Here is an 18,008-nt window from a genome sequence, read left to right as displayed (position 1 = left end):
GAACGTTTAAGAGAGGAATATTATGATGCATAATCCTCTAATAGATAACAGAGACAATCCTGCATAATGATCCTCTTATCTAGTGTGATCATCGCAGGCATTAGTGGTTTTCTTAGCGAAATGGCACCGTTTTCATTGCAGACCAGCTCATCGGTTACATCTGTACCGTCCTCTGCTGTGGCGATGAGAGGTTTAGTAAGAGTCGTATGGGCAAAGACTTCAGATGTTTCAAGTCTAGTGAAGTTATGGCGATCGAAATTCTCTACAAGTGTCAAATCAAAGTTTCCCTTCTCATTTTCAAATCCGAAATTCACATTTTCAGCGATCTTGAGAACAGCGTTGTTTTGTACCAACTGTAGGTCATGCGTAGGCAAAGGTTTTTCAGGAAAATGATCCATATGCATAAGATCATCTATGAGTGCTACGGCTCGATCTATTCCCGGACGGTTACCGGGTGTAGAACACTCCAGTGTAATGGCAGGACAGATATGATCAAATGCCATCGTCGAGACTCCTTTAGGTGTATGAAAAACCATCGCGATATGGTTAAAAAAACTGCTTAGGTACTTGTTTGTTTCATTTACAACAGAGATACAGCCGTAAGGGGGGTTCTTCCCAGTGTTGTTATGCAGGTCGATCGCTGCAAAGAGTTCATTTTCTGTGATCCTCTTCATTACTTCATCAATAAGTTTTGCTGTAGGTGCATCAGGTTCAGGAGTCCCTGGCCAAGCACGATTGAAGTCCAATTCATCATTAAGCCTTCTAAGTCCCTGTGCTGCTGCTTCAACATTACCCACAAAAAGCCAGATCGATCTTGGTAGTGCATATCCCTGTGTATCTTTGTACTTTTTGAATATCTCCTGCATGATCTCTAGACCACTAAACTCATTTCCGTGAAGTAAAATAGATACAAACAGTGCAGGACCTTTATTTCCTTTTAGATGCACAAGTGTAGGTTTTTCAAATACTTTTTTAATATCACGATAGGAAATGTCTAGAAATGCATCAGGCAATTCGTTTAGTATATTTAAGTCATTCATCTATAGGCTCCATGTGTGTACGGGAATATTTTGTTCAGAGTTTTTCATATAATCCTCCATAAGTTTAGGTATGCTGTTATATTTTTTATAATGTTCAAGTTGCCATGATGCTCCATTTTGACCATTCGAAGTTCTTTGCTCTATAATATCTAGAAATTGCTCAACGTCATCTATGCCAAAAGAGGAAAGTCCCATTTTTGTAAGTGCCAGTCCATCATTTAAGATCCACTCTTTCAATGAGACTTTCTGCGCATTTACAGGTTCATGAAACTTAGTATTCAATCCCGTTTTTGCTACAGAGTAAAAGTCATCTTTTAACTTTTCAAATGGTATTTTCGTCAGATCGATGTTTGATCTTACCAAGCCTTCAATGAGACCGATGAAAAACCATATGTTAGCTTGTGTATCTATGAGCGTAGGTCCAGAGGGTAGTACACGAAGTTCAAGTCTCAATGTATGTTTGCCATCTTTGTCTTCTCCTAAAATAGGGCGTATCCATCTCCAGATCGTACCATTGTGAAGATTGAAATGGTGCAAGTCACTTACAGGCTTATTTTTCACATCTGCAAAAATAATTTTAAACATTTTGTTTTGTTCAAACAGGTCCAGCCAAGAGTTTATATATCCATGTGCAAAATGTACTCTTGTTTCATCACCATGATCTCTCCTTTTTTTATCCCGTGTATCAACAGATTGCTCAAAAATAGCGATGCGAGATTCATGCCAGGCTCTTTTCCCTAGAACCAGTGATGAATTAGCTCCGAATCCAAGTAGTACAACAGATGCCAGAAGTGCAGCGTGATAATACGCAACTGCCTGTTCAAACGGAATTTGAAAGTGTATCTGTAATGAGGTTCCCAGTGCTTCAAGCATTACATCATCTTTTTGTAAAGATATTTCATCTTCACCACGAAAGAGGATCTTGACACTTTCGTGTCTTAACTCTTTCATACGTTGAGATACCAGAGTATATCTATGCATTTCAGATTGATACAGTTCTTTGTCAAAATGTTCAAGTTTCAAAGAGGGAAGTACACCAAAGAGTCCAAGTTTTGCATTGAACTTTTTAGATGAGTCTTGACCTTGTTGCCAAAGTGAGAGGAAGTCATTGGCTAATTTTTTGGGTGCATCAGCATCAAGTTTAAAAACATTGCCATTGATCTCCAGGTCATACTTTGCCAGTTCATTGGTAAAAAGGGGTGAGTTAATATCATCGAGAATATCTTTGTTGATGGGGTTTGGAAGATTATTACCAGTAAGAATGCATGCTTCCAGTTCATAACCGATACGGTATTTGTCTGAAAAAAGTTCTTGGCCTTTATCAAATAAGGATTTTATATATGCATGTTCATCATACAATGCTTTTTTAAACGCTATGAAATCTTCTTCTGTAAACTCTCGATGGCTTATCTCACTACCCATTAGATACCTTATTTTATATAATCTTATATTAGTATAACAAAAACATCCATATAGTGGTCATCATTAGATTGGAATATGTCGACAGTATCATCCAATCAGGTATTGACTAAAAGAATATTTGTTAGCTTAAGAAGATCGAAAAAGTGACTTGATCGTGGCTAAACGTTTGTATAGATTAATATTTGTACGGTGTGGAAACCACTTTATCAAAAATGTTGCTAGAGCTTCCCACAATGAAACCCACGCTGCAACTGTCAGCCCTTCTGCAAACATATCAGTAACGACTGTACGGTCCGATCCCAATTTTTGATTGACCCAAACAGAAATGAATAAAATTCCAATACCTATACTAAAGAAAATGAGAGACTTTCGAATCATATGTTGAAACTTGTTGCGTTCCACCTCCACAAGGGAGAGAAAAAAGCTATTGACACTTCGACTAATATTTAAAAGATCTGCTTCATCTGGCAGGTGGGTAAGTGTAAAGCAAATGGTGAATGGTTCCCTACCTAGTTCTTTTGCAGAGTCGACGATATAGTTTACAAGGTCCTGATCCAGATCTCTTTGGATATAAGGTGCACTCTTGTCAAAATGATTAAACAGGTCTTCCATTCTATCAGCAGTCACATCAATGAGGATATCACCATTCTCATTACGCTCATACCTACTAATAACATCTTTTTTCATTTCTAGTCCTATTACACTAACTATTTGTTATTGAATATTATTATATATCGAATGGATTAAAAATACAAGTGCTGCTTTTCTATATTTTCTCAAATCTGTTTTAAGAAAAATATCCATATACTGGTCAAAGATAATAAGAGAAAGGAAAGAGGTAGTGGAAGAAGTAGGAATAATTGAAATAATCCTCAGATGAGGATTATTTATTTACGCTTTGGCGTAAAGTTCTTTTTCTCTTGCGATGAGTATGTCACCTAAGTAAAAGTATGCTTCTTTCCATGCTTCTATTAGATCATCAGTTGCTGCATCACCTAATACATCTTTAATAGCCTGTAATAAAGACACAGCTACCATAGGGTAATGTTCGGGCTTCACTTGTGTTCTAACATGTCTTTGAGCCATCACTTCAACTGCTTTGCCTAATACTTCAAGGTTATCCATGTAACTGGCATATGCTACGATAGCACTTGCTAGTTTCTTATGCTGATCTTCAGGTGCTTCCCCCCCCCAAAAAAAAGTGCTTTGGTTTCTGGATAAGAGCTAAATAAGACCTCATACATTCTTGCTGTAATTGCTTCTCCTTGCTCTGTTAGTACGGGCACTGTTGCTTTACAGATCTCTATAGTCTTTTCTGATAAACTCATTGTTATATCCTTTAATCTAAACTATATATTATAACAATTATAAGGAAACCAAAGATATATCTGTTGTATGATTATATATGAATTACTAATATAAAGTAGTAATATTATATATATTACTATAATGACTTGACATATTTAATAATATGATGTAGAATATCAGTTATTACAATTACTTAATTCAAAGTATAAAGTTGTCAGTGAGTGGTATTGTAAATCTGTTGGAGGGTTATAAGTTAGTCGTTATATATAAAGATATTGATGCTAAAACGACTAAAAAAGCGTTAAGACCAACAATGTAGCACTGCTTTACTTAATCTGATAGAAATTAGACAAGGAAGGGAAAAAATGAGTACAACTATTCCTCAACCGATCAAAACAGTATTAGACAAAATAGATGAAAAAAATAATTCCTCCGTCAAACTATCAGAAAAATCAATGCAAGACCACCGTAAGATCATATCTGAGTACAATGGGGTTGCTATTGTTTCACTGATTGATATAGTAGCGTTTGATGATATAAATATTCTCTATGGCTATGAAATAGGTACACGTCTTGTTGATGATATGCAATCAATAATCGTAAAAACCTTAAAAGAAATGGTTAAAAATAACGTATTTACTAAACATAATATTGGTGTATTTGATTATGAAGTTTTTCATGTTCATGCCGATAAACTTTGTTTATTTATTAAAAATGATTTTAGTCATCACTTACTTGATAGTATTGTGAAACAGCTATCTGCTAAAATTTCAAAGCATAAATTTACTATCTCTGATAATAATTACATTCATTTAAATGTGACATTTGGTGCGACAAAGGCAGATGCTTCTGTGAGTTTATCTTATGCAGAAAAAGCATTGCAGGCAGCGAATAGGTATCATAACAGTTATATTTTTCATGACAGTTATTCAAATAGCAAGCATGAAAATATGGTATATAAAATCTTGCTTGATAACATTAAGCATGAAACGGTTACACCTTATTTCCAAGGTATATTTGATGTAAATCATAGCAGCGTTCCATATAAGTTTGAAAGTCTTATGAGGCTTATGGATAGTGAGGGACGTGTACTTTCACCTGTAGTTTTTATGGATAAATCAAAAGAATATCGTTTGTACACACAGTTAATGTCCCAAATGATAGAAAAAGTATTTGATGTGATGGATAACCATAATATAGCCATGACTTTGAACCTCTCTTATTTAGATATTAATAATATTGAACTTTGTAATGTATTGATAAGAAAAGTAAAACGAATGAAGAACCGAAGTCGGTTGACAGTTGAAATCGTAGAGAGTGAGCAAATCGAGGATCTTGAAATGGTCAATGAGTTTATCTTTTCACTCAAAAAACTAGGTGTACTTATTGCTATAGATGATTTTGGTAGCGGTTATTCAAATTTTGATAATATTGTGAAGCTTGATGTTGATTATGTAAAACTTGATGGTTCTTTAATCTCTAAAATACATGATGAAAAATATAGAGTCATTTTAGAGAGCATGGTTAATATATGCCGTGGACTTGGGATTAAGACTATTGCTGAGTATATTAGTGATGAGAGTATCTTAAAGTTGGCAAAAAGCATTGGAGTGGATTATTTACAAGGCTATCACTTGCACAAACCAGAGGATTGGAACAGTGTCAAAAAAACATTTGGACTTAATTGACTATCATGTTTATGTCCTGGGTCTCATTTTTATATTTTGACATTTTTATGACATTTTTATATTACAATGGTTATATCGTTAAAAAAGGGGAAGAAAATGCATAATGAAAATGCGATGATAGATAGTGAGTATCAGATGGAGTTAAATGCACTTAAATCTGATATTAATTTATTGCGTAAACATATTTTTATTGATGATATTTCTATGGCCAAAAATCCATTATGGATATTTAAACAAAAACTCAAGAATAATGAAACATTTAGTGATTTTGGATTTTTGGTAAGTATTAAGATCTCAGACTATGCTAAGATCGTTAAAGAATATGATTCAAATGTGGGAAATAAGCTTTTAAAACAAGTCAGTGACTATATGATCAGGTACATGGAAGATAATAATCTAAATTATGAGATCGTACGTTATAAAAAAGGTAATTTTCTAATTTTTATGCATGGTTTGAATGAAGATGAAGTAGAGGAGCACATAGTGAACATGCAAAATGGGATGTTGAACTATAAGTTCAAACATCGCAGTAGGATGTTTGAATTGGGCTTCTATTCTGCCGTGATGCAATACATAGAAAATGAATCGTTCTCATCTGTACTGGATCAGTTAGATGAAAAGCTTTTTCAGAACAAAAAGTAAGTATAACATTCATTTTTATATGAATTTTTCTTCTTTACGTTTTCTAAATAATCCCCTTATATAAAGAGAATAAGTGACCTTGACTTTGGTCAAAGTGCTCGTTTTTCTCAAATCACTTCATTTTTTTGTCATTAAACACCGACTCCCCCATCATTGACATAGCGTGTATATTTCCAAGATTATTTTCATAAATTTGACATTTTTATGACATTTTTACATTACAATAGTTAATAATTAAAAAGAAGGGAACGAAAATGCATAATGAGAATGATATTATGGATAAAGAGTGTCGCTTGGACTTAGATGAACTCAAGAAGAATATGCATTTATTACGTAAACAACTCTTTTCAGATGATATCACTGAGAGTAAAAATAGACTATGGGTACTGAAAGAAAAACTCAATAACAATGAAACGTTTAATGATTTTGGATTTTTGGTAAGTATCAAGATCTCTGATCATGGTAAGATCGTTAAAGAATATGATTCAAATGTAGGGAACAGGCTCTTAAAACAAGTCAGTGATTATATGATCCGGTATATGAAAGATAACCATATCAATTATGAGATCGTACGTTATATGGATGATAATTTTCTGATTTTCATCTATGATCTGACTGAAGATGAAGTAGAGGAACACATTGTGAATATGCAAAATGGAATGTCGAACTATAAGTTTAAACATCGCAGTAGGATGTTTCAGTTGACATCTTATTCTGCCGTGATGCAATATATAGAACATGAATCGTTCTCATCTGTACTCGATCAGTTGGATGAAAAGCTTTTTGAAAATAAAGTGTAATGTGACTTTGTAATCGTCGAGTGACGATTACAATAAGCCCAATAAAGCTACAAACAATACAGGTGGGGTGATAACCAGTCCCACTTTCATATATTCTCCCCAACCTATTTTTACACCTTTTTGGGCAAGTACATGCAACCATAGTAGAGTAGCCAGCGAGCCAATAGGGGTCATTTTAGGACCTAAGTTAGATCCTAGTATGTTTGCGTAGGCTAAAGCCTCATGTCCTGTCTCAGCGATGGCGATGTCCATGATCATGATCGTTGGCATGTTGTTCATGATGGAGCTTAGTGCTGCTGCGAGGAAACCTGTACCTATGACGGCAGCAGTATTACCCATCTCTTGCATGTCATTGATGATGACCGCCAGGTAAGAGGTGAGTCCTGCATTTTTAAGTCCATAGACTACAACATAAAGCCCTATGGAAAACCAGACAACCTGCCATGGTGCAGACTTGATGGTCTCTAATGGTTTAACTGCTTTGAAATGGTTGGCAATGGCCAAAAAGATCAGTGCGCCGCCCAATGCAAAGAGAGATACTGGTAAGTTGAAGTAGTCACCTATGAAGTAACCTATCATCAAGAGTCCTAAAAACCACCAGCTGAGTTTAAACATGATCATATTTTTGATGACAGACTCTGGTGTTGCCAGGTTCTGTACATCTAACTGTTTAGGGATGTCTTTTCTAAAGTAGATCCAAAGCACCACAATCGATGCGATGATAGCCAGTAGGTTAGGTAAGAACATTGTCTTTGCATACTCCCAAAAGCCTATGTCAAAGAAACCTGCAGTCACAATGTTCGTGAGATTTGAGATGACCAGTGGGTTTGATGCACTGTCACCTATGAATCCTCCTGCCATAAGAAAAGCAAAGATAGCCAGTGGTTTCATGTTCAAGTGTTTCATCTTGGCTAAGAGAATAGGTGTAAGAATGAGTGCTGCACCATCGTTGGCAAAGAAGGCCGCGACCAATGCACCTAAGAGTAGGATGTAGACAAAGAGCAGGTTACCGTTACCACCGCTAAGTCTTGCCATTTTGAGTGCTGCCCACTCGAAAATACCTATCTCATCGAGTACAAGTGAGAGAATGATGATGCCTATGAAAGCAAGTGTTGCATCCCAAACAATATCTGTTACTGTAATAACATCGTCAAAGCTTACTACACCCAAAATAAGCGCTGCAACAGCACCGATAATGGCAGTAGTACCTATCTGCAAGCCTTTTGGCTGCCAGATGACAAAGACGAGAGTAATAAGAAAGAGGGTAGAGGCTAACAGCATGAGTCGTTCAGTACTTTTGATTTAGCCAGAGCGGCTTCTATCTCTTCTTTACTTACCTCACCGGAAAGGTCAAGTGCCACATCACCATCTTTCCCGCTTACTTCCATATTGGTTATCTTTTTCTTTGTCTCATCACTCATACATTCACACTGTCCAGTTGCACAGTTTTCTACCATCTTGACAATGTTTTGTTTCTCTACTGAACCAGTGAAATTAATTTTAATACCTTGGTTTGTTTTACTTACATTTTTATCCATCTTTCCCCCCTTTTTTATACTAGTGCTTCTTTTACTTTAGGCAGTAAAACCTCTTCGATCTCTCTATACGACTCAGTAAATGCAGAATAGGATTTACCGTCCGGATCTTCAAATCCTACATGTATGGTCTTTACTGGTTTTGGAAACATAGGGCAGGTCTCTTGTGCATGACCACAGACAGTAACAACTAAGTCATAATCATTATTGATGACGGTATCAAGTGTTTTGGAATGGTAGTTCTCATCCCAGATACCTTCTTTTTCCAATACTTTCTTTGCATTTGGATTAACTCTTCCTGAAGCTTTGACTCCTGAACTTTCGGCACTTACACCATCAAGTTTAGCATTGATAAGTGCTTCCGCGATGATGCTTCTGCAACTGTTTCCTGTACAGAGTATGAGAACTTTTTTATCCATAGCTGTTTTCCTCTATCTAATTGTTGTGGGAATTGTAGCATAAAGAATGTTATATATCAAGATATCTTGATATATAACATGATATTGACTTGATCAATTTTCATCACGCTTATGTGCATTTTTTGCTGCGATCCACTGTGACATGTATTTGGTACTCATCATAGAATGATGTTTGAGCATAGCACCCGTAAAATTATTCAAACGATGCTGTTCTAGATTTTCTTCTGTTTCTGTTATCTTTATGATAAGCTGTGGACCCAATGACTGACTGTCGTATCGTGCTTTTAAAAGAGAAACAGAATTTTGTTGTGCGTTAAGCCATGCTTCTTCATCATTATAGAAATGAACAGCAGATTCTACAAATTCAGTGATATTATCTGTGATGGCACCGGGCCAGGGCTCTTCCTGGTGCATACCTTCACTGCCTAGAGATGTAGTAATGCTCGGTGTCTGCATGATCATTGCATCCAATAATTTACCTTTGATCCCAGCACCAAACCGTATGGGTGCCAGACAGATACGTGATTCTTCCATCACGGAGAAGGCATCTTCAGCCCATCCTTTAATGATAAAACCTGTTTTAGGATTATGTAAAGCAGTCGCTTTTGGAGGTGGATAAGAGCCATAAATATGTAACTGGGCTTCTGGGATCTGTTTTCTGATCAAAGGCCATATTTTTTGTAGATACAACACTACATCCCAATTGGGTGCATGACGAAAATTACCGATTGTCATAAAATGTTTTCGATCAGAAAAAGAGGCTGTTTTGACTGGACACTTTTCCAGATCAACCATAAAAGGTAAATGGTGAAGTAGAGAAGCATCTACTTTAAAGGTATCTACCAATAGTTCCATTTCAAAACTGGAAATGATCAAAGAGATATCACAGCGCAAGATGGCAGCTATCTCACGTTTTGCTAAATCGCTGAAGAGATCTGCCTGTGTTAGTTCACTATCAGCTTTAAGAGCTTGATGACGAGCCTGACGCAAACATTGCAGATCTTCAGTGTCCAATATCTTCAGTGCATCGGGACAATTCTTTTCGACTCTCCATCCAAATTGCTCTTCCATCATGAAACGATCAAACATGACTATGTCGGGTTGGTACTGGGTAATATAGGTATCAAAACTATCGCAATTGAGCGTGATACTTTGACTTGATATGCCTTCCTCAGCTAGATCGATCATATGTTCGGTTGGTTGTGAAGGTGTTGCAAATTCAACTTGCCAGTTTTGTTTTTTATAGAGCCGTAAGATAGACATCATGTGGCTTCCTGCTGCTGATGAGTTTGGCTCAGGCCATACATAGCCGATCACTAATATTTTTTTCATTGAATTATTTTCTCATATTAGAGGGAACAAGATACATTCAATGTAGGTAAGTCCATTTCCAAATAGCTTATCTCTGTTAGTACATTTTGACGGAATGCATCAAGAGGGGAGCGGATGGAGTAGTATGCCCAACGGCCTTTTCTTTCTACTCTTAAGAATCCTGCTTCTTTGAGGATCTTTAGATGGCGTGAGATGCGTGACTGTATCATGCCAAAGGCTGCTTCTATGTCACACACACATACGGCACCATGCTTGTCTATAAATCGCAGTAGTTTGAGTCTGGTTTCATCATTGAGTGCGCCAACGGTTTGTAAAAAAGTATCCATGTCGCTAGTTTAGCGTAATATTTTGTATGTATCAAGATATATTGATGTCTGTGTCTTTCATGTTTATATTTTAATTTTTAACCTTCTCAACTATCATCATAACACCTACAGCTATAGCACCCACTATTAAGCCTACCAATAGATCACCCAAGATAAATGGTATGCCATGTACAAGGTCATGTACAAAGTATGAGTTGTGTATGAAGATACCTCCAGCTACAAGAAGCATAGCAATGGTACCGATGACTGTGAGGGCTTTAATGACCTTAGGTAGGGATAGTACGAAAAATTCTCCAATCGCACTTTCACCACCATTCATAGCTATAAGCTTGTACCCAAAGTCATCCATACGTACGAGTAGGGCGACTATCCCATAGACACCCACTGTAGCGATGAGTGCTACAAATGACACTGCAGCTATCTGCACTATCATAGGCTCACTGGCCACTGCACTAAGAGCGATGATGATGATCTCTATAGAGAGGATAAAATCTGTAATAACAGCAGATTTGATCTTCGACTTTTCTTCAGCGAGTACTTCTTCTTTATTTTTTTGTTCTAGACTGGTTATATGTTGCTTCTCACCATGAGGGAAGAAGTATTCGTAGATCTTCTCTGCACCCTCATAGGCTAGATAAACTCCACCTACCATGAGTATGGGTACGATGACCCACGGTGCAAAGGCGCTGAGTAAAAATGCAAAAGGTAAGATAATGGCTTTGTTAATGAAAGAACCTTTAGTAATGGCCCAAAGTACAGGAAGTTCACGTGAGGAGGCAAAGCCAGATGCTTTTTCGGCATTCACTGCGAGGTCATCTCCGAGTATACCCGCGGTTTTTTTGGTCGCTACTTGTGTCATGGTTGAAACATCATCCATGAGTACTGAGATATCATCAAAAAGTGCTAAAAGTCCTGCTGCCATGTGTATCCTTTTTTTAATGCTATTTTAGCATTTAGGTTTTAAAGTAGATGTTGTAATTAAAGTAATGATAGCTCTTTTAAAACATCTTATCTGAACTTATCAAGTGGTGAACAGATACAGTAGTATATCCCAACGATCTGTAAAAAAGTATCGATGTCTCTAGTATAATGTAATATTTTGTAGGTATCAAGATATATTGATACCTATATTTCAGTTTTTATTTATATGAATAAGGTTATATATTTATATTAAGGAATGCCCATGGAATACATAAACCTCTTTTTTATTGCACTGTTTGAACTCAGTAATGCAATGGCCCCCTATATACTATTTGGATTGCTTTTTGCCGGTATTCTGCATGAGTTTGTACCCGATACCATAGTCACAAAACATTTAGGTAAAGACAATATATTTTCTGTGATCAAAGCCACACTTTTTGGTATACCTTTGCCTGTATGTTCCTGCGGTGTTATCCCTTTGGCGACAAGTATTAAAAAGAGTGGAGCCAGTAAAGGTGCAACACTTTCATTTCTTATTTCTACACCTATTACAGGTGTGGATTCTATTTTAGCTACTTATGGGATATTTGGATGGATATTTACCATTTATCGTGTTATCACTTCTATGATCATAGCTATGGTGGCAGGAATCTTGACGAATATTTTTGATAAAGAAGAGAGTCCTGTAAAATCTGGATTTTCTGCCATAAAGGCTTCGAACACTCTTTCCCCAACGTTTTCATTACAAAAGAAGGAAGAAGCCAGCTGTTGCAGTACAGAGTCTTCATGTTGTAGTACAGAAAAAAAAGATTTTTGGTTGACAAGTGCTTTTCGCTATGCGTTTGTAACATTATTAGGTGACATAGCCAAGCCTCTTGTTTGGGGTCTGTTATTGGGTGCATTGATCACTGTGGCTATCCCCCAGAGCATCAGTGAGATCCTTATTGAATATTCGTGGATCTCCTATATTATCGTTATCGCCATTGCAGTACCAATGTATGTATGTGCGACCGCATCCTTACCTATCGCTGCAGGTTTAATGCTTTCAGGAGTCAGTGCAGGTGCAGCTTTTGTTTTTCTTTCTGCAGGTCCTGCAACCAATACAGTGACTATAGGTGTTGTCAAGAAAATGCTTGGAACACGTTCACTTGCAATTTACTTGGGAAGTATCGTTGTGGGGAGTATAATATTTGGCTTGGGTTTAGATTATCTTTTTTCTGCATCAGATATTGATCCGGCTTCTTTGATCCATATGCATGAGGAGGTAGGGATGATCGCGATGTTAAGTTCTGTGATTTTATGGGGACTTGTAGGATATCTATTGCTTATGAAAAAAGCTTAAAGTCTGATGCTGGTATCCATGATAATGCTTCCATGGATACCAGTATCAGTGTCTGCATGTATTTGAGTGCCAGCACTGCCACTACCTGAAGTGCCGATGCCAACAACACCTATACCTGCACCCACATTTTGAGAACAGGCTGTTAAAGAAAGAAGAAGAAAAAAGAAACCGACTAGTTTATACAATTTCCCACCTTTTGGCTAACATTATCCACTCACTCCAATACCTACGGAACCTGCACGTACACCTGCTGATGGACGTACACCATTTTTATTTACACCTACACCCACGTAACCCGCTGAACCTACTGGTACACCAACACCAATTCCAGGTGTACATGCATTCAAAAAGAGTGCACCTATAAATAATAAAAATGTTTTTTTTATGCTGTATCCTTTTTATTCAATAACAGGAACACTCCAAGAGAAACAGCAGAAACGATGATGATAGAGGCTCCTGAAGTCAGGTCGTATGTATAAGAGAACCACAATCCAACAAGCGTAAAGAATGTCGCGATGGCTCCTGAAAGGAACATCATAGAAAAAAGAGAGTTTGAAAGCTTCTCTGCAATGTAGACAGGGATGGTTAGCATGGCTATGACCAGGATGAGACCTACTACTTTAATGGCTATGACCACAGTGAGTGCCGAGAGTATGAGTATAAGTGTGTAGAAAAATCTGACGTTAACATCACGCAGACCTGCATATTCACTGTCATAGGAGACGGCCAAAATGTCTCTGTACCAGAAGGTAACGACAAAAAGTATGAGTGCCAGTAAAGCTCCCATAAAGTACAAGTCTTCAGAACTTACAGCCAAAATAGAGCCAAAAAGGTAGCTCATAAGATCCACATTATAACCGGGTGTGAGATCAACAAATATCACACCGATGGCCATACCAACCGCCCAGATAAGTCCGATGAAGGTATCCATACGATGGCGTTTTTTGAGTGTAAGTGCCGCTATAAGCAGGGCAGCACCAACAGCAAATACTGAAGCACCCAGGAAAATAGGAAGTCCGAAATAGACCGCAAGACCGATACCCCCATAAGAGGTATGGGCAATGCCTCCCGCTAAAAATACCATACGATTCACGACAATGAGTGACCCGATGATACCTGCAGCAAAACTGACAAGTAAACCTGCTAGAAGGGCATGTTGCATGAATTCAAACTGTAAAGCTTCGATCATTTTACTGCCCTCCATTTTGGTATTTCGGGTTCACATGTATCGCAACTCTCTGCACCCAGCATTTGTAAAAGCTCTATCTCACAGAAATGTCCGTCAGTTCCATGTGTGTGGAATGTTTTTTGCTTGTCTGAAATGTCATGGTAGGAAAGGGTTTTGTTCACGTGTGCTGCTTTACTTGCATATTCGAGGATGACTGAGATATCATGACTGACTACAATGATAGTAATGCTTTCATTGAGTTTTTTGATCAGCTCATAGATCTCTTTCTGCCCTGTAATGTCTATACTTGATGTTGGCTCATCAAGTATGAGTATTTTTGGATGGGCACAAAGCGCACGTGCTATCATGACCCGTTGGCGTTGTCCCCCCGATAGTGCACCTATCTTGGTTTGTGCAAAGTCTTCCATCCCTACTTCTGACAAGGCACCCATGGCACAAAGTACTTCATCTTTACCATAGCCAAATAGTGGTCTTTTACTTCCCACATGACCCATCATCACGACTTCAATAACCTTTATGGGAAAGTCAGTGTTGACATTGGTGTTTTGTGGAACATAGCCTATGTGTGTAAGACTTTTAGAAGGTACTTTATCCAATACAGAAATAGAACCTTTTTGGGGTTTGATAATACCCAGTATGAGTTTGAGTAGGGTAGACTTGCCCCCGCCATTGGGACCAATGATAGCCATGAAGTCTTTCTCTTCTACACTTAAAGTAATGTTTTCTAGGATCATCTGCTTATCATAAGCAAAAGAAACATTTTTGATATCTATGACAGACATCCTAGTTTTTTCCTGCTATCGCTTTTGCAATGCTTATAAGATTCTCAGACCAGTTTGCAGCCAGGGGACTTACTTTTACTACAGGTATTTGTAATTCTTTAGCGATGATCTTGGCTACTGTATCTGAAAACTCAGGCTGTGTAAAGATGGCCTTGACCTTTTCCTCTTTTGCTTCTGTGAGTAAATGTATGAGTTCTTTAGGCTTAGGTTCTTTACCTTCTACCTCTACAGCTATTTGCTCCAGATTATAGGCTTTGGCAAAGTAGCCCCAAGAAGGATGAAACACCATAAACCTTTCTCCATCTTCAAGAGAGGAAAGGATATCAATGATCAGTCTATCTGTTTCATCTATAGAAGCTAAAAATATATCGAGATTTCTTTTATAATAATCTGCATTGAGCGGATCTATTTTCTTCAAAGCATTATAAATATTTTTAGCGATGATCTTCACATTTGAAGGTGCGGTCCAAATGTGCGGGTCCTCACCTTTATGTTCATCATGTTCACTATGATGTTCCCCCTCAGCCTCACAATTATGCTTGTTCTGCATTTGCATTTTTGTAACGTTGTTTGCAAGATCGATGACCTGCATTTTAGGATTCAGGCTTTGGAATTTAGGTAGCCAAACATCTTCAAACTCCACATCTATGGCAAAGTAAAGATCTGCTTTTGCTATCTCAATCATCTGTGAAGGCTTTGGTTCATACGTGTGTGGTGAGTTACCAGGCTGTACCATAAGCGATACATTTACTTTGTCACCACCGATGGCCTTGACAAATGTTTGTTCAGGTAAGATGCTTACCACAGCATTGATATTAGAAAATATATATGTAGTTAATAGTAAGAAGATAAGAGTGATTTTTTTCATGAAGACATTATAGCAAAAGTATGATGATATATCACTATTTCGTATAATAAATATTTAATTATAAAGTGTTATAATTAAACAGGAAGTGGTTTTATTATTTTTTTATGAAAGGTTTTTTATGGTTACAATGGAGAGAAGACACATGAATGAGTTGTCATTCCCTGAAGATGAAATTAAATTGGCAAAAAAAATGATGGATCAGTTAAGGGCAACTGTGGAATTCCTCTATTTCTTGATGGAACACAGAGGAAAGTTGTCTTTTACTATGATCTTATTATCAGCTGATGATCTGCAGTTAGAGAACTTACTTCAAAAATGGAAGCGTAAAACAGATATCTTGCTTGAGATTGATAAGAAAAACAATGTGTATGTACTTCTTTGCCAGTCCACGGATAAAATAGGCGGAGAAAAATTTGGTGAAATACTTATATCTAATATTCGTATGCATGGTGGTAGTGAAGTCTATTGTGTAGAAACAGAACTTCTGACAACATCATATACGATTCAAGAAGTTATTTTTACTGTGGTAGAAAAATATATTCAGATAAAAGAAGAACATGAATTTGATAAAGTATTCTTTATTAAACCGATAGACATTGTCTATACAACCAATTGTAATATCACCTCTTAGAGCAATATAACTTAAGTATATTCTAGTTATGTCAGAGAGCATGCTCTTAAAAGGATACTCCTAAGCCATTATTTTCGGAAAGTATGATCTCACTCTCATTAAAGAGTATGGTGGTGTTGACAGGATGAGAAGCCAAGAGGCTTACGGCATCCAGATCAAGCATTGTAATGACATCTGCCTTGGCAGAAGCCACATGTACCCCTGCAGCAACAGAGATAGGCCCTTCTAGCATACAGCCTATCATACACTTCACTCCAAATGATTTTGAAAGATCGGCCAGTTCTAAAGCTTGTGTGATACCTGCAGTTTTAGCCAGCTTGATGTTAACGTAGTCTATGGCTTGCATTTCCAGCAGTCTGCTTGCATCTTTTACGGAAAAGATGGACTCATCTGCAAGCAGGGGGGTTTGGACTCTCTCTTTGATATACTTGAGCCCTTCTATGTCATCAGCAGCGACTGGTTGTTCTATGAATTCGGCGATGATGTCCTGGTTTTCTAAAGCATGCAGGAGTGTTACACTCTCTTTCGCCGTCCATCCCTGATTTGCATCGAGTCTTAGCATTATGTTGTCATCCAGGGCATCATGTATGGCGGCGATGCGTTCTACATCTTTTTGTGGGTTATCACCTATCTTTATCTTCAGTGTGTCATAGCCTAGCTTTACGGCATCCAGACTATCAGATATCATCTTGTTGATCTCACCTATACTGATGGTGATGTCGGTTTTAAACTTTGTTTGGGTGCCACCTAACATTTTGAAGAGAGGTTGTTTGGCTGCCTTGGCTTTCAAGTCGTATAGGGCTATTTCAAGTGCAGACTTTGCTGTGGTATTTTTGAGTATAGGTGTATGTATATTATTTAACATGGTATTGAAATCTTCTATCTCAAGTCCTACAATAAAAGGCTTGATATACTCGATAGTAGCTATCATGGATCCCATTGTCTCACCAGTGATAACAGGTGTAGGTGCACCTTCACCATATCCTACAGAACCATCATCACATTCAATGATCACCACAAGGTCTTCAAGGGCATCTACACGACGTAAAGAGGTGATGAAAGGATTTTTCAGAGGGGCTTTTAGTGTGCTTGTCCGTATATTGGTTATCTTCATTATGTAAGGCCTAATATCCCCAAAAGCCAAGGTAACACACCCAGTGCTCCCGTTCCTACTCGCTCTTTCTCATGTTCTTCCACGGAGATAAATATCTCAATTTGATTGATCCTATCAAGCATTTCAGATCTTGATACGGCTTTAACTGCTTGGGTCATACGTAGATCTTCCAATTGGTCATCCAGCCTCTCTTTATGCTCGATTGCCGTATCTCTTTCTTGATAGACTTGTTTTACCTTGTCGCTTTTTTCTATGAAAGGGTTATATCTGTCGATAATATCTTCATCTAAAGATTCAATTTTTTTCTCATGTAATGCAATAGCATTTCTTGCAGCAGGAATATCGGTTTTTTTAAGCATATCGATCTTTGCCTGTATCTCATGAAGCGATATATTCATACTATTCAAAGAAGCTTCAGAATCTATTTTGTTCTTTTTAAGTGTAGCAATTTCCAGGTCATACTCTTGAATGAGTGGATCATAATACGATTTGTGGTAGGCAAGTGAGATAGCAAAATAGACAATAGCCAAAGCACCCAGTCCCAAGGAGAGCCATTTAAGAACAAAGATCACTGATAAGAAAAATTCTTCTTTTACTTTTTGCATATTTTACGATGTTCCTTGAATGTATGATGTGTGTATTATATATC

At 37.5% G+C, this 18,008-nt stretch carries 23 protein-coding genes; 5 read left to right on the top strand and 18 right to left on the bottom strand.

Annotation, left to right across the window (positions count from 1 at the left end):
- Nucleotides 1–20: 20 nt before the first annotated feature.
- The 5 genes from ABYK33_RS00900 to ABYK33_RS00880 all read right to left on the bottom strand — a co-directional run bounded on the left by ABYK33_RS00900 (nt 21) and on the right by ABYK33_RS00880 (nt 3,790).
- On the bottom strand, nt 21–1,040 hold the full coding sequence (locus ABYK33_RS00900) for a M14 family metallopeptidase (protein ID WP_373031013.1): 1,020 nt from the start codon (nt 1,038–1,040) through the stop codon (nt 21–23).
- On the bottom strand, nt 1,041–2,462 hold the full coding sequence (locus ABYK33_RS00895) for a hypothetical protein (protein WP_373031012.1): 1,422 nt from the start codon (nt 2,460–2,462) through the stop codon (nt 1,041–1,043). It abuts the gene before it with no gap.
- Nucleotides 2,463–2,588: 126 nt separating this feature from the next.
- On the bottom strand, nt 2,589–3,149 hold the full coding sequence (locus ABYK33_RS00890; RefSeq protein ID WP_373031011.1) for a hypothetical protein: 561 nt from the start codon (nt 3,147–3,149) through the stop codon (nt 2,589–2,591).
- A 204-nt stretch (nt 3,150–3,353) separates the two neighbouring features.
- On the bottom strand, nt 3,354–3,587 hold the full coding sequence (locus tag ABYK33_RS00885; protein WP_373031010.1) for a globin domain-containing protein: 234 nt from the start codon (nt 3,585–3,587) through the stop codon (nt 3,354–3,356).
- Between the two features lie 29 nt (nt 3,588–3,616).
- Complete coding sequence (locus ABYK33_RS00880) at nt 3,617–3,790, bottom strand: hypothetical protein (RefSeq protein WP_373031009.1); 174 nt, start codon at nt 3,788–3,790, stop codon at nt 3,617–3,619.
- Nucleotides 3,791–4,135: 345 nt separating this feature from the next.
- On the opposite strand from ABYK33_RS00880, the gene ABYK33_RS00875 reads away from it, so the two are divergent.
- The 3 genes from ABYK33_RS00875 to ABYK33_RS00865 all read left to right on the top strand — a co-directional run bounded on the left by ABYK33_RS00875 (nt 4,136) and on the right by ABYK33_RS00865 (nt 6,900).
- Nucleotides 4,136–5,458 (top strand): EAL domain-containing protein, encoded by a 1,323-nt coding sequence (locus ABYK33_RS00875; protein ID WP_373031008.1) that lies wholly within the window; start codon nt 4,136–4,138, stop codon nt 5,456–5,458.
- A gap of 96 nt (nt 5,459–5,554) precedes the next feature.
- Nucleotides 5,555–6,100, top strand: coding sequence for a diguanylate cyclase domain-containing protein (locus tag ABYK33_RS00870; protein ID WP_373031007.1), 546 nt, complete (start codon nt 5,555–5,557; stop codon nt 6,098–6,100).
- A 254-nt stretch (nt 6,101–6,354) separates the two neighbouring features.
- Nucleotides 6,355–6,900 (top strand): diguanylate cyclase domain-containing protein, encoded by a 546-nt coding sequence (locus ABYK33_RS00865; RefSeq protein ID WP_373031006.1) that lies wholly within the window; start codon nt 6,355–6,357, stop codon nt 6,898–6,900.
- A gap of 27 nt (nt 6,901–6,927) precedes the next feature.
- Here the strand turns inward: ABYK33_RS00865 and ABYK33_RS00860 are convergent, their stop codons facing one another.
- The 6 genes from ABYK33_RS00860 to ABYK33_RS00835 all read right to left on the bottom strand — a co-directional run bounded on the left by ABYK33_RS00860 (nt 6,928) and on the right by ABYK33_RS00835 (nt 11,434).
- Nucleotides 6,928–8,181, bottom strand: a complete 1,254-nt coding sequence (locus ABYK33_RS00860; protein WP_373031005.1) for an arsenic transporter — start codon at nt 8,179–8,181, stop codon at nt 6,928–6,930.
- Nucleotides 8,172–8,438, bottom strand: coding sequence for a hypothetical protein (locus tag ABYK33_RS00855; RefSeq protein WP_373031004.1), 267 nt, complete (start codon nt 8,436–8,438; stop codon nt 8,172–8,174). The genes ABYK33_RS00860 and ABYK33_RS00855 overlap by 10 nt, the downstream gene beginning before the upstream one ends.
- A gap of 14 nt (nt 8,439–8,452) precedes the next feature.
- Nucleotides 8,453–8,854, bottom strand: coding sequence for an arsenate reductase ArsC (locus ABYK33_RS00850; RefSeq protein WP_373031003.1), 402 nt, complete (start codon nt 8,852–8,854; stop codon nt 8,453–8,455).
- Nucleotides 8,855–8,947: 93 nt separating this feature from the next.
- Nucleotides 8,948–10,186 (bottom strand): glycosyltransferase, encoded by a 1,239-nt coding sequence (locus tag ABYK33_RS00845; RefSeq protein ID WP_373031002.1) that lies wholly within the window; start codon nt 10,184–10,186, stop codon nt 8,948–8,950.
- A gap of 17 nt (nt 10,187–10,203) precedes the next feature.
- Complete coding sequence (locus ABYK33_RS00840; RefSeq protein ID WP_373031001.1) at nt 10,204–10,512, bottom strand: ArsR/SmtB family transcription factor; 309 nt, start codon at nt 10,510–10,512, stop codon at nt 10,204–10,206.
- A 70-nt stretch (nt 10,513–10,582) separates the two neighbouring features.
- Nucleotides 10,583–11,434, bottom strand: coding sequence for a DUF808 domain-containing protein (locus tag ABYK33_RS00835; RefSeq protein WP_373031000.1), 852 nt, complete (start codon nt 11,432–11,434; stop codon nt 10,583–10,585).
- Nucleotides 11,435–11,695: 261 nt separating this feature from the next.
- On the opposite strand from ABYK33_RS00835, the gene ABYK33_RS00830 reads away from it, so the two are divergent.
- Entirely contained in the window at nt 11,696–12,775 is a 1,080-nt protein-coding gene (locus ABYK33_RS00830; RefSeq protein ID WP_373030999.1) for an SO_0444 family Cu/Zn efflux transporter, read from the top strand.
- On the opposite strand, the gene ABYK33_RS00825 is transcribed toward ABYK33_RS00830, so the two are convergent.
- Genes ABYK33_RS00825 through ABYK33_RS00805 form a run of 5 tightly spaced genes read right to left on the bottom strand, consistent with a single transcriptional unit; the run spans nt 12,772 to nt 15,614 of the window.
- A complete protein-coding gene (locus ABYK33_RS00825; RefSeq protein WP_373030998.1) occupies nt 12,772–12,960 on the bottom strand; it encodes a hypothetical protein in 189 nt (62 codons plus the stop codon). The two genes, ABYK33_RS00830 and ABYK33_RS00825, sit on opposite strands and share 4 nt — an antisense overlap.
- 21 nt (nt 12,961–12,981) lie before the next feature.
- Nucleotides 12,982–13,122, bottom strand: coding sequence for a hypothetical protein (locus ABYK33_RS00820; RefSeq protein WP_373030997.1), 141 nt, complete (start codon nt 13,120–13,122; stop codon nt 12,982–12,984).
- Between the two features lie 35 nt (nt 13,123–13,157).
- A complete protein-coding gene (locus ABYK33_RS00815; RefSeq protein ID WP_373030996.1) occupies nt 13,158–13,964 on the bottom strand; it encodes a metal ABC transporter permease in 807 nt (268 codons plus the stop codon).
- Nucleotides 13,961–14,746, bottom strand: coding sequence for a metal ABC transporter ATP-binding protein (locus tag ABYK33_RS00810; protein ID WP_373030995.1), 786 nt, complete (start codon nt 14,744–14,746; stop codon nt 13,961–13,963). The genes ABYK33_RS00815 and ABYK33_RS00810 overlap by 4 nt, the downstream gene beginning before the upstream one ends.
- A gap of 1 nt (nt 14,747) precedes the next feature.
- Nucleotides 14,748–15,614 (bottom strand): metal ABC transporter solute-binding protein, Zn/Mn family, encoded by an 867-nt coding sequence (locus ABYK33_RS00805; RefSeq protein ID WP_373030994.1) that lies wholly within the window; start codon nt 15,612–15,614, stop codon nt 14,748–14,750.
- Nucleotides 15,615–15,732: 118 nt separating this feature from the next.
- Between ABYK33_RS00805 and ABYK33_RS00800 the strand changes: the two genes are divergently transcribed.
- Nucleotides 15,733–16,245 carry a hypothetical protein gene (locus ABYK33_RS00800; RefSeq protein ID WP_373030993.1) on the top strand — a complete coding sequence of 171 codons (513 nt, stop codon included), beginning with the start codon at nt 15,733–15,735 and terminating at the stop codon, nt 16,243–16,245.
- Between the two features lie 46 nt (nt 16,246–16,291).
- Here the strand turns inward: ABYK33_RS00800 and ABYK33_RS00795 are convergent, their stop codons facing one another.
- Together ABYK33_RS00795 and ABYK33_RS00790 are read right to left on the bottom strand one after the other, a co-directional pair.
- Nucleotides 16,292–17,359 carry a dipeptide epimerase gene (locus ABYK33_RS00795; RefSeq protein WP_373030992.1) on the bottom strand — a complete coding sequence of 356 codons (1,068 nt, stop codon included), beginning with the start codon at nt 17,357–17,359 and terminating at the stop codon, nt 16,292–16,294.
- A complete protein-coding gene (locus ABYK33_RS00790; RefSeq protein ID WP_373030991.1) occupies nt 17,359–17,964 on the bottom strand; it encodes a hypothetical protein in 606 nt (201 codons plus the stop codon). The genes ABYK33_RS00795 and ABYK33_RS00790 overlap by 1 nt, the downstream gene beginning before the upstream one ends.
- Between the last annotated feature and the right edge of the window lie 44 nt (nt 17,965–18,008).

Origin of the sequence: Sulfurovum sp. (genome assembly GCF_041562805.1) — a bacterium.
Classification (GTDB): domain Bacteria; phylum Campylobacterota; class Campylobacteria; order Campylobacterales; family Sulfurovaceae; genus Sulfurovum.
Note: the sequence above shows the minus strand (reverse complement) of the source record. Positions and strands in the feature narration are given on the sequence as shown.

Bases quoted from the DNA above. Each gene is read 5' to 3' on its own strand.
- ABYK33_RS00855 (WP_373031004.1), bottom strand. From the start codon at position 8,438: ATGGATAAAAATGTAAGTAAAACAAACCAAGGTATTAAAATTAATTTC.
- ABYK33_RS00790 (WP_373030991.1), bottom strand. From the start codon at position 17,964: ATGCAAAAAGTAAAAGAAGAATTTTTCTTATCAGTGATCTTTGTTCTT.
- ABYK33_RS00875 (WP_373031008.1), top strand. From the start codon at position 4,136: ATGAGTACAACTATTCCTCAACCGATCAAAACAGTATTAGACAAAATA.
- ABYK33_RS00845 (WP_373031002.1), bottom strand. From the start codon at position 10,186: ATGAAAAAAATATTAGTGATCGGCTATGTATGGCCTGAGCCAAACTCA.
- ABYK33_RS00800 (WP_373030993.1), top strand. From the start codon at position 15,733: ATGGTTACAATGGAGAGAAGACACATGAATGAGTTGTCATTCCCTGAA.
- ABYK33_RS00835 (WP_373031000.1), bottom strand. From the start codon at position 11,434: ATGGCAGCAGGACTTTTAGCACTTTTTGATGATATCTCAGTACTCATG.
- ABYK33_RS00900 (WP_373031013.1), bottom strand. From the start codon at position 1,040: ATGAATGACTTAAATATACTAAACGAATTGCCTGATGCATTTCTAGAC.
- ABYK33_RS00890 (WP_373031011.1), bottom strand. From the start codon at position 3,149: ATGAAAAAAGATGTTATTAGTAGGTATGAGCGTAATGAGAATGGTGAT.
- ABYK33_RS00880 (WP_373031009.1), bottom strand. From the start codon at position 3,790: ATGAGTTTATCAGAAAAGACTATAGAGATCTGTAAAGCAACAGTGCCC.
- ABYK33_RS00805 (WP_373030994.1), bottom strand. From the start codon at position 15,614: ATGAAAAAAATCACTCTTATCTTCTTACTATTAACTACATATATATTT.
- ABYK33_RS00895 (WP_373031012.1), bottom strand. From the start codon at position 2,462: ATGGGTAGTGAGATAAGCCATCGAGAGTTTACAGAAGAAGATTTCATA.
- ABYK33_RS00810 (WP_373030995.1), bottom strand. From the start codon at position 14,746: ATGTCTGTCATAGATATCAAAAATGTTTCTTTTGCTTATGATAAGCAG.
- ABYK33_RS00795 (WP_373030992.1), bottom strand. From the start codon at position 17,359: ATGAAGATAACCAATATACGGACAAGCACACTAAAAGCCCCTCTGAAA.
- ABYK33_RS00865 (WP_373031006.1), top strand. From the start codon at position 6,355: ATGCATAATGAGAATGATATTATGGATAAAGAGTGTCGCTTGGACTTA.
- ABYK33_RS00815 (WP_373030996.1), bottom strand. From the start codon at position 13,964: ATGATCGAAGCTTTACAGTTTGAATTCATGCAACATGCCCTTCTAGCA.
- ABYK33_RS00840 (WP_373031001.1), bottom strand. From the start codon at position 10,512: ATGGATACTTTTTTACAAACCGTTGGCGCACTCAATGATGAAACCAGA.
- ABYK33_RS00830 (WP_373030999.1), top strand. From the start codon at position 11,696: ATGGAATACATAAACCTCTTTTTTATTGCACTGTTTGAACTCAGTAAT.
- ABYK33_RS00885 (WP_373031010.1), bottom strand. From the start codon at position 3,587: ATGGATAACCTTGAAGTATTAGGCAAAGCAGTTGAAGTGATGGCTCAA.
- ABYK33_RS00870 (WP_373031007.1), top strand. From the start codon at position 5,555: ATGCATAATGAAAATGCGATGATAGATAGTGAGTATCAGATGGAGTTA.
- ABYK33_RS00850 (WP_373031003.1), bottom strand. From the start codon at position 8,854: ATGGATAAAAAAGTTCTCATACTCTGTACAGGAAACAGTTGCAGAAGC.
- ABYK33_RS00860 (WP_373031005.1), bottom strand. From the start codon at position 8,181: ATGCTGTTAGCCTCTACCCTCTTTCTTATTACTCTCGTCTTTGTCATC.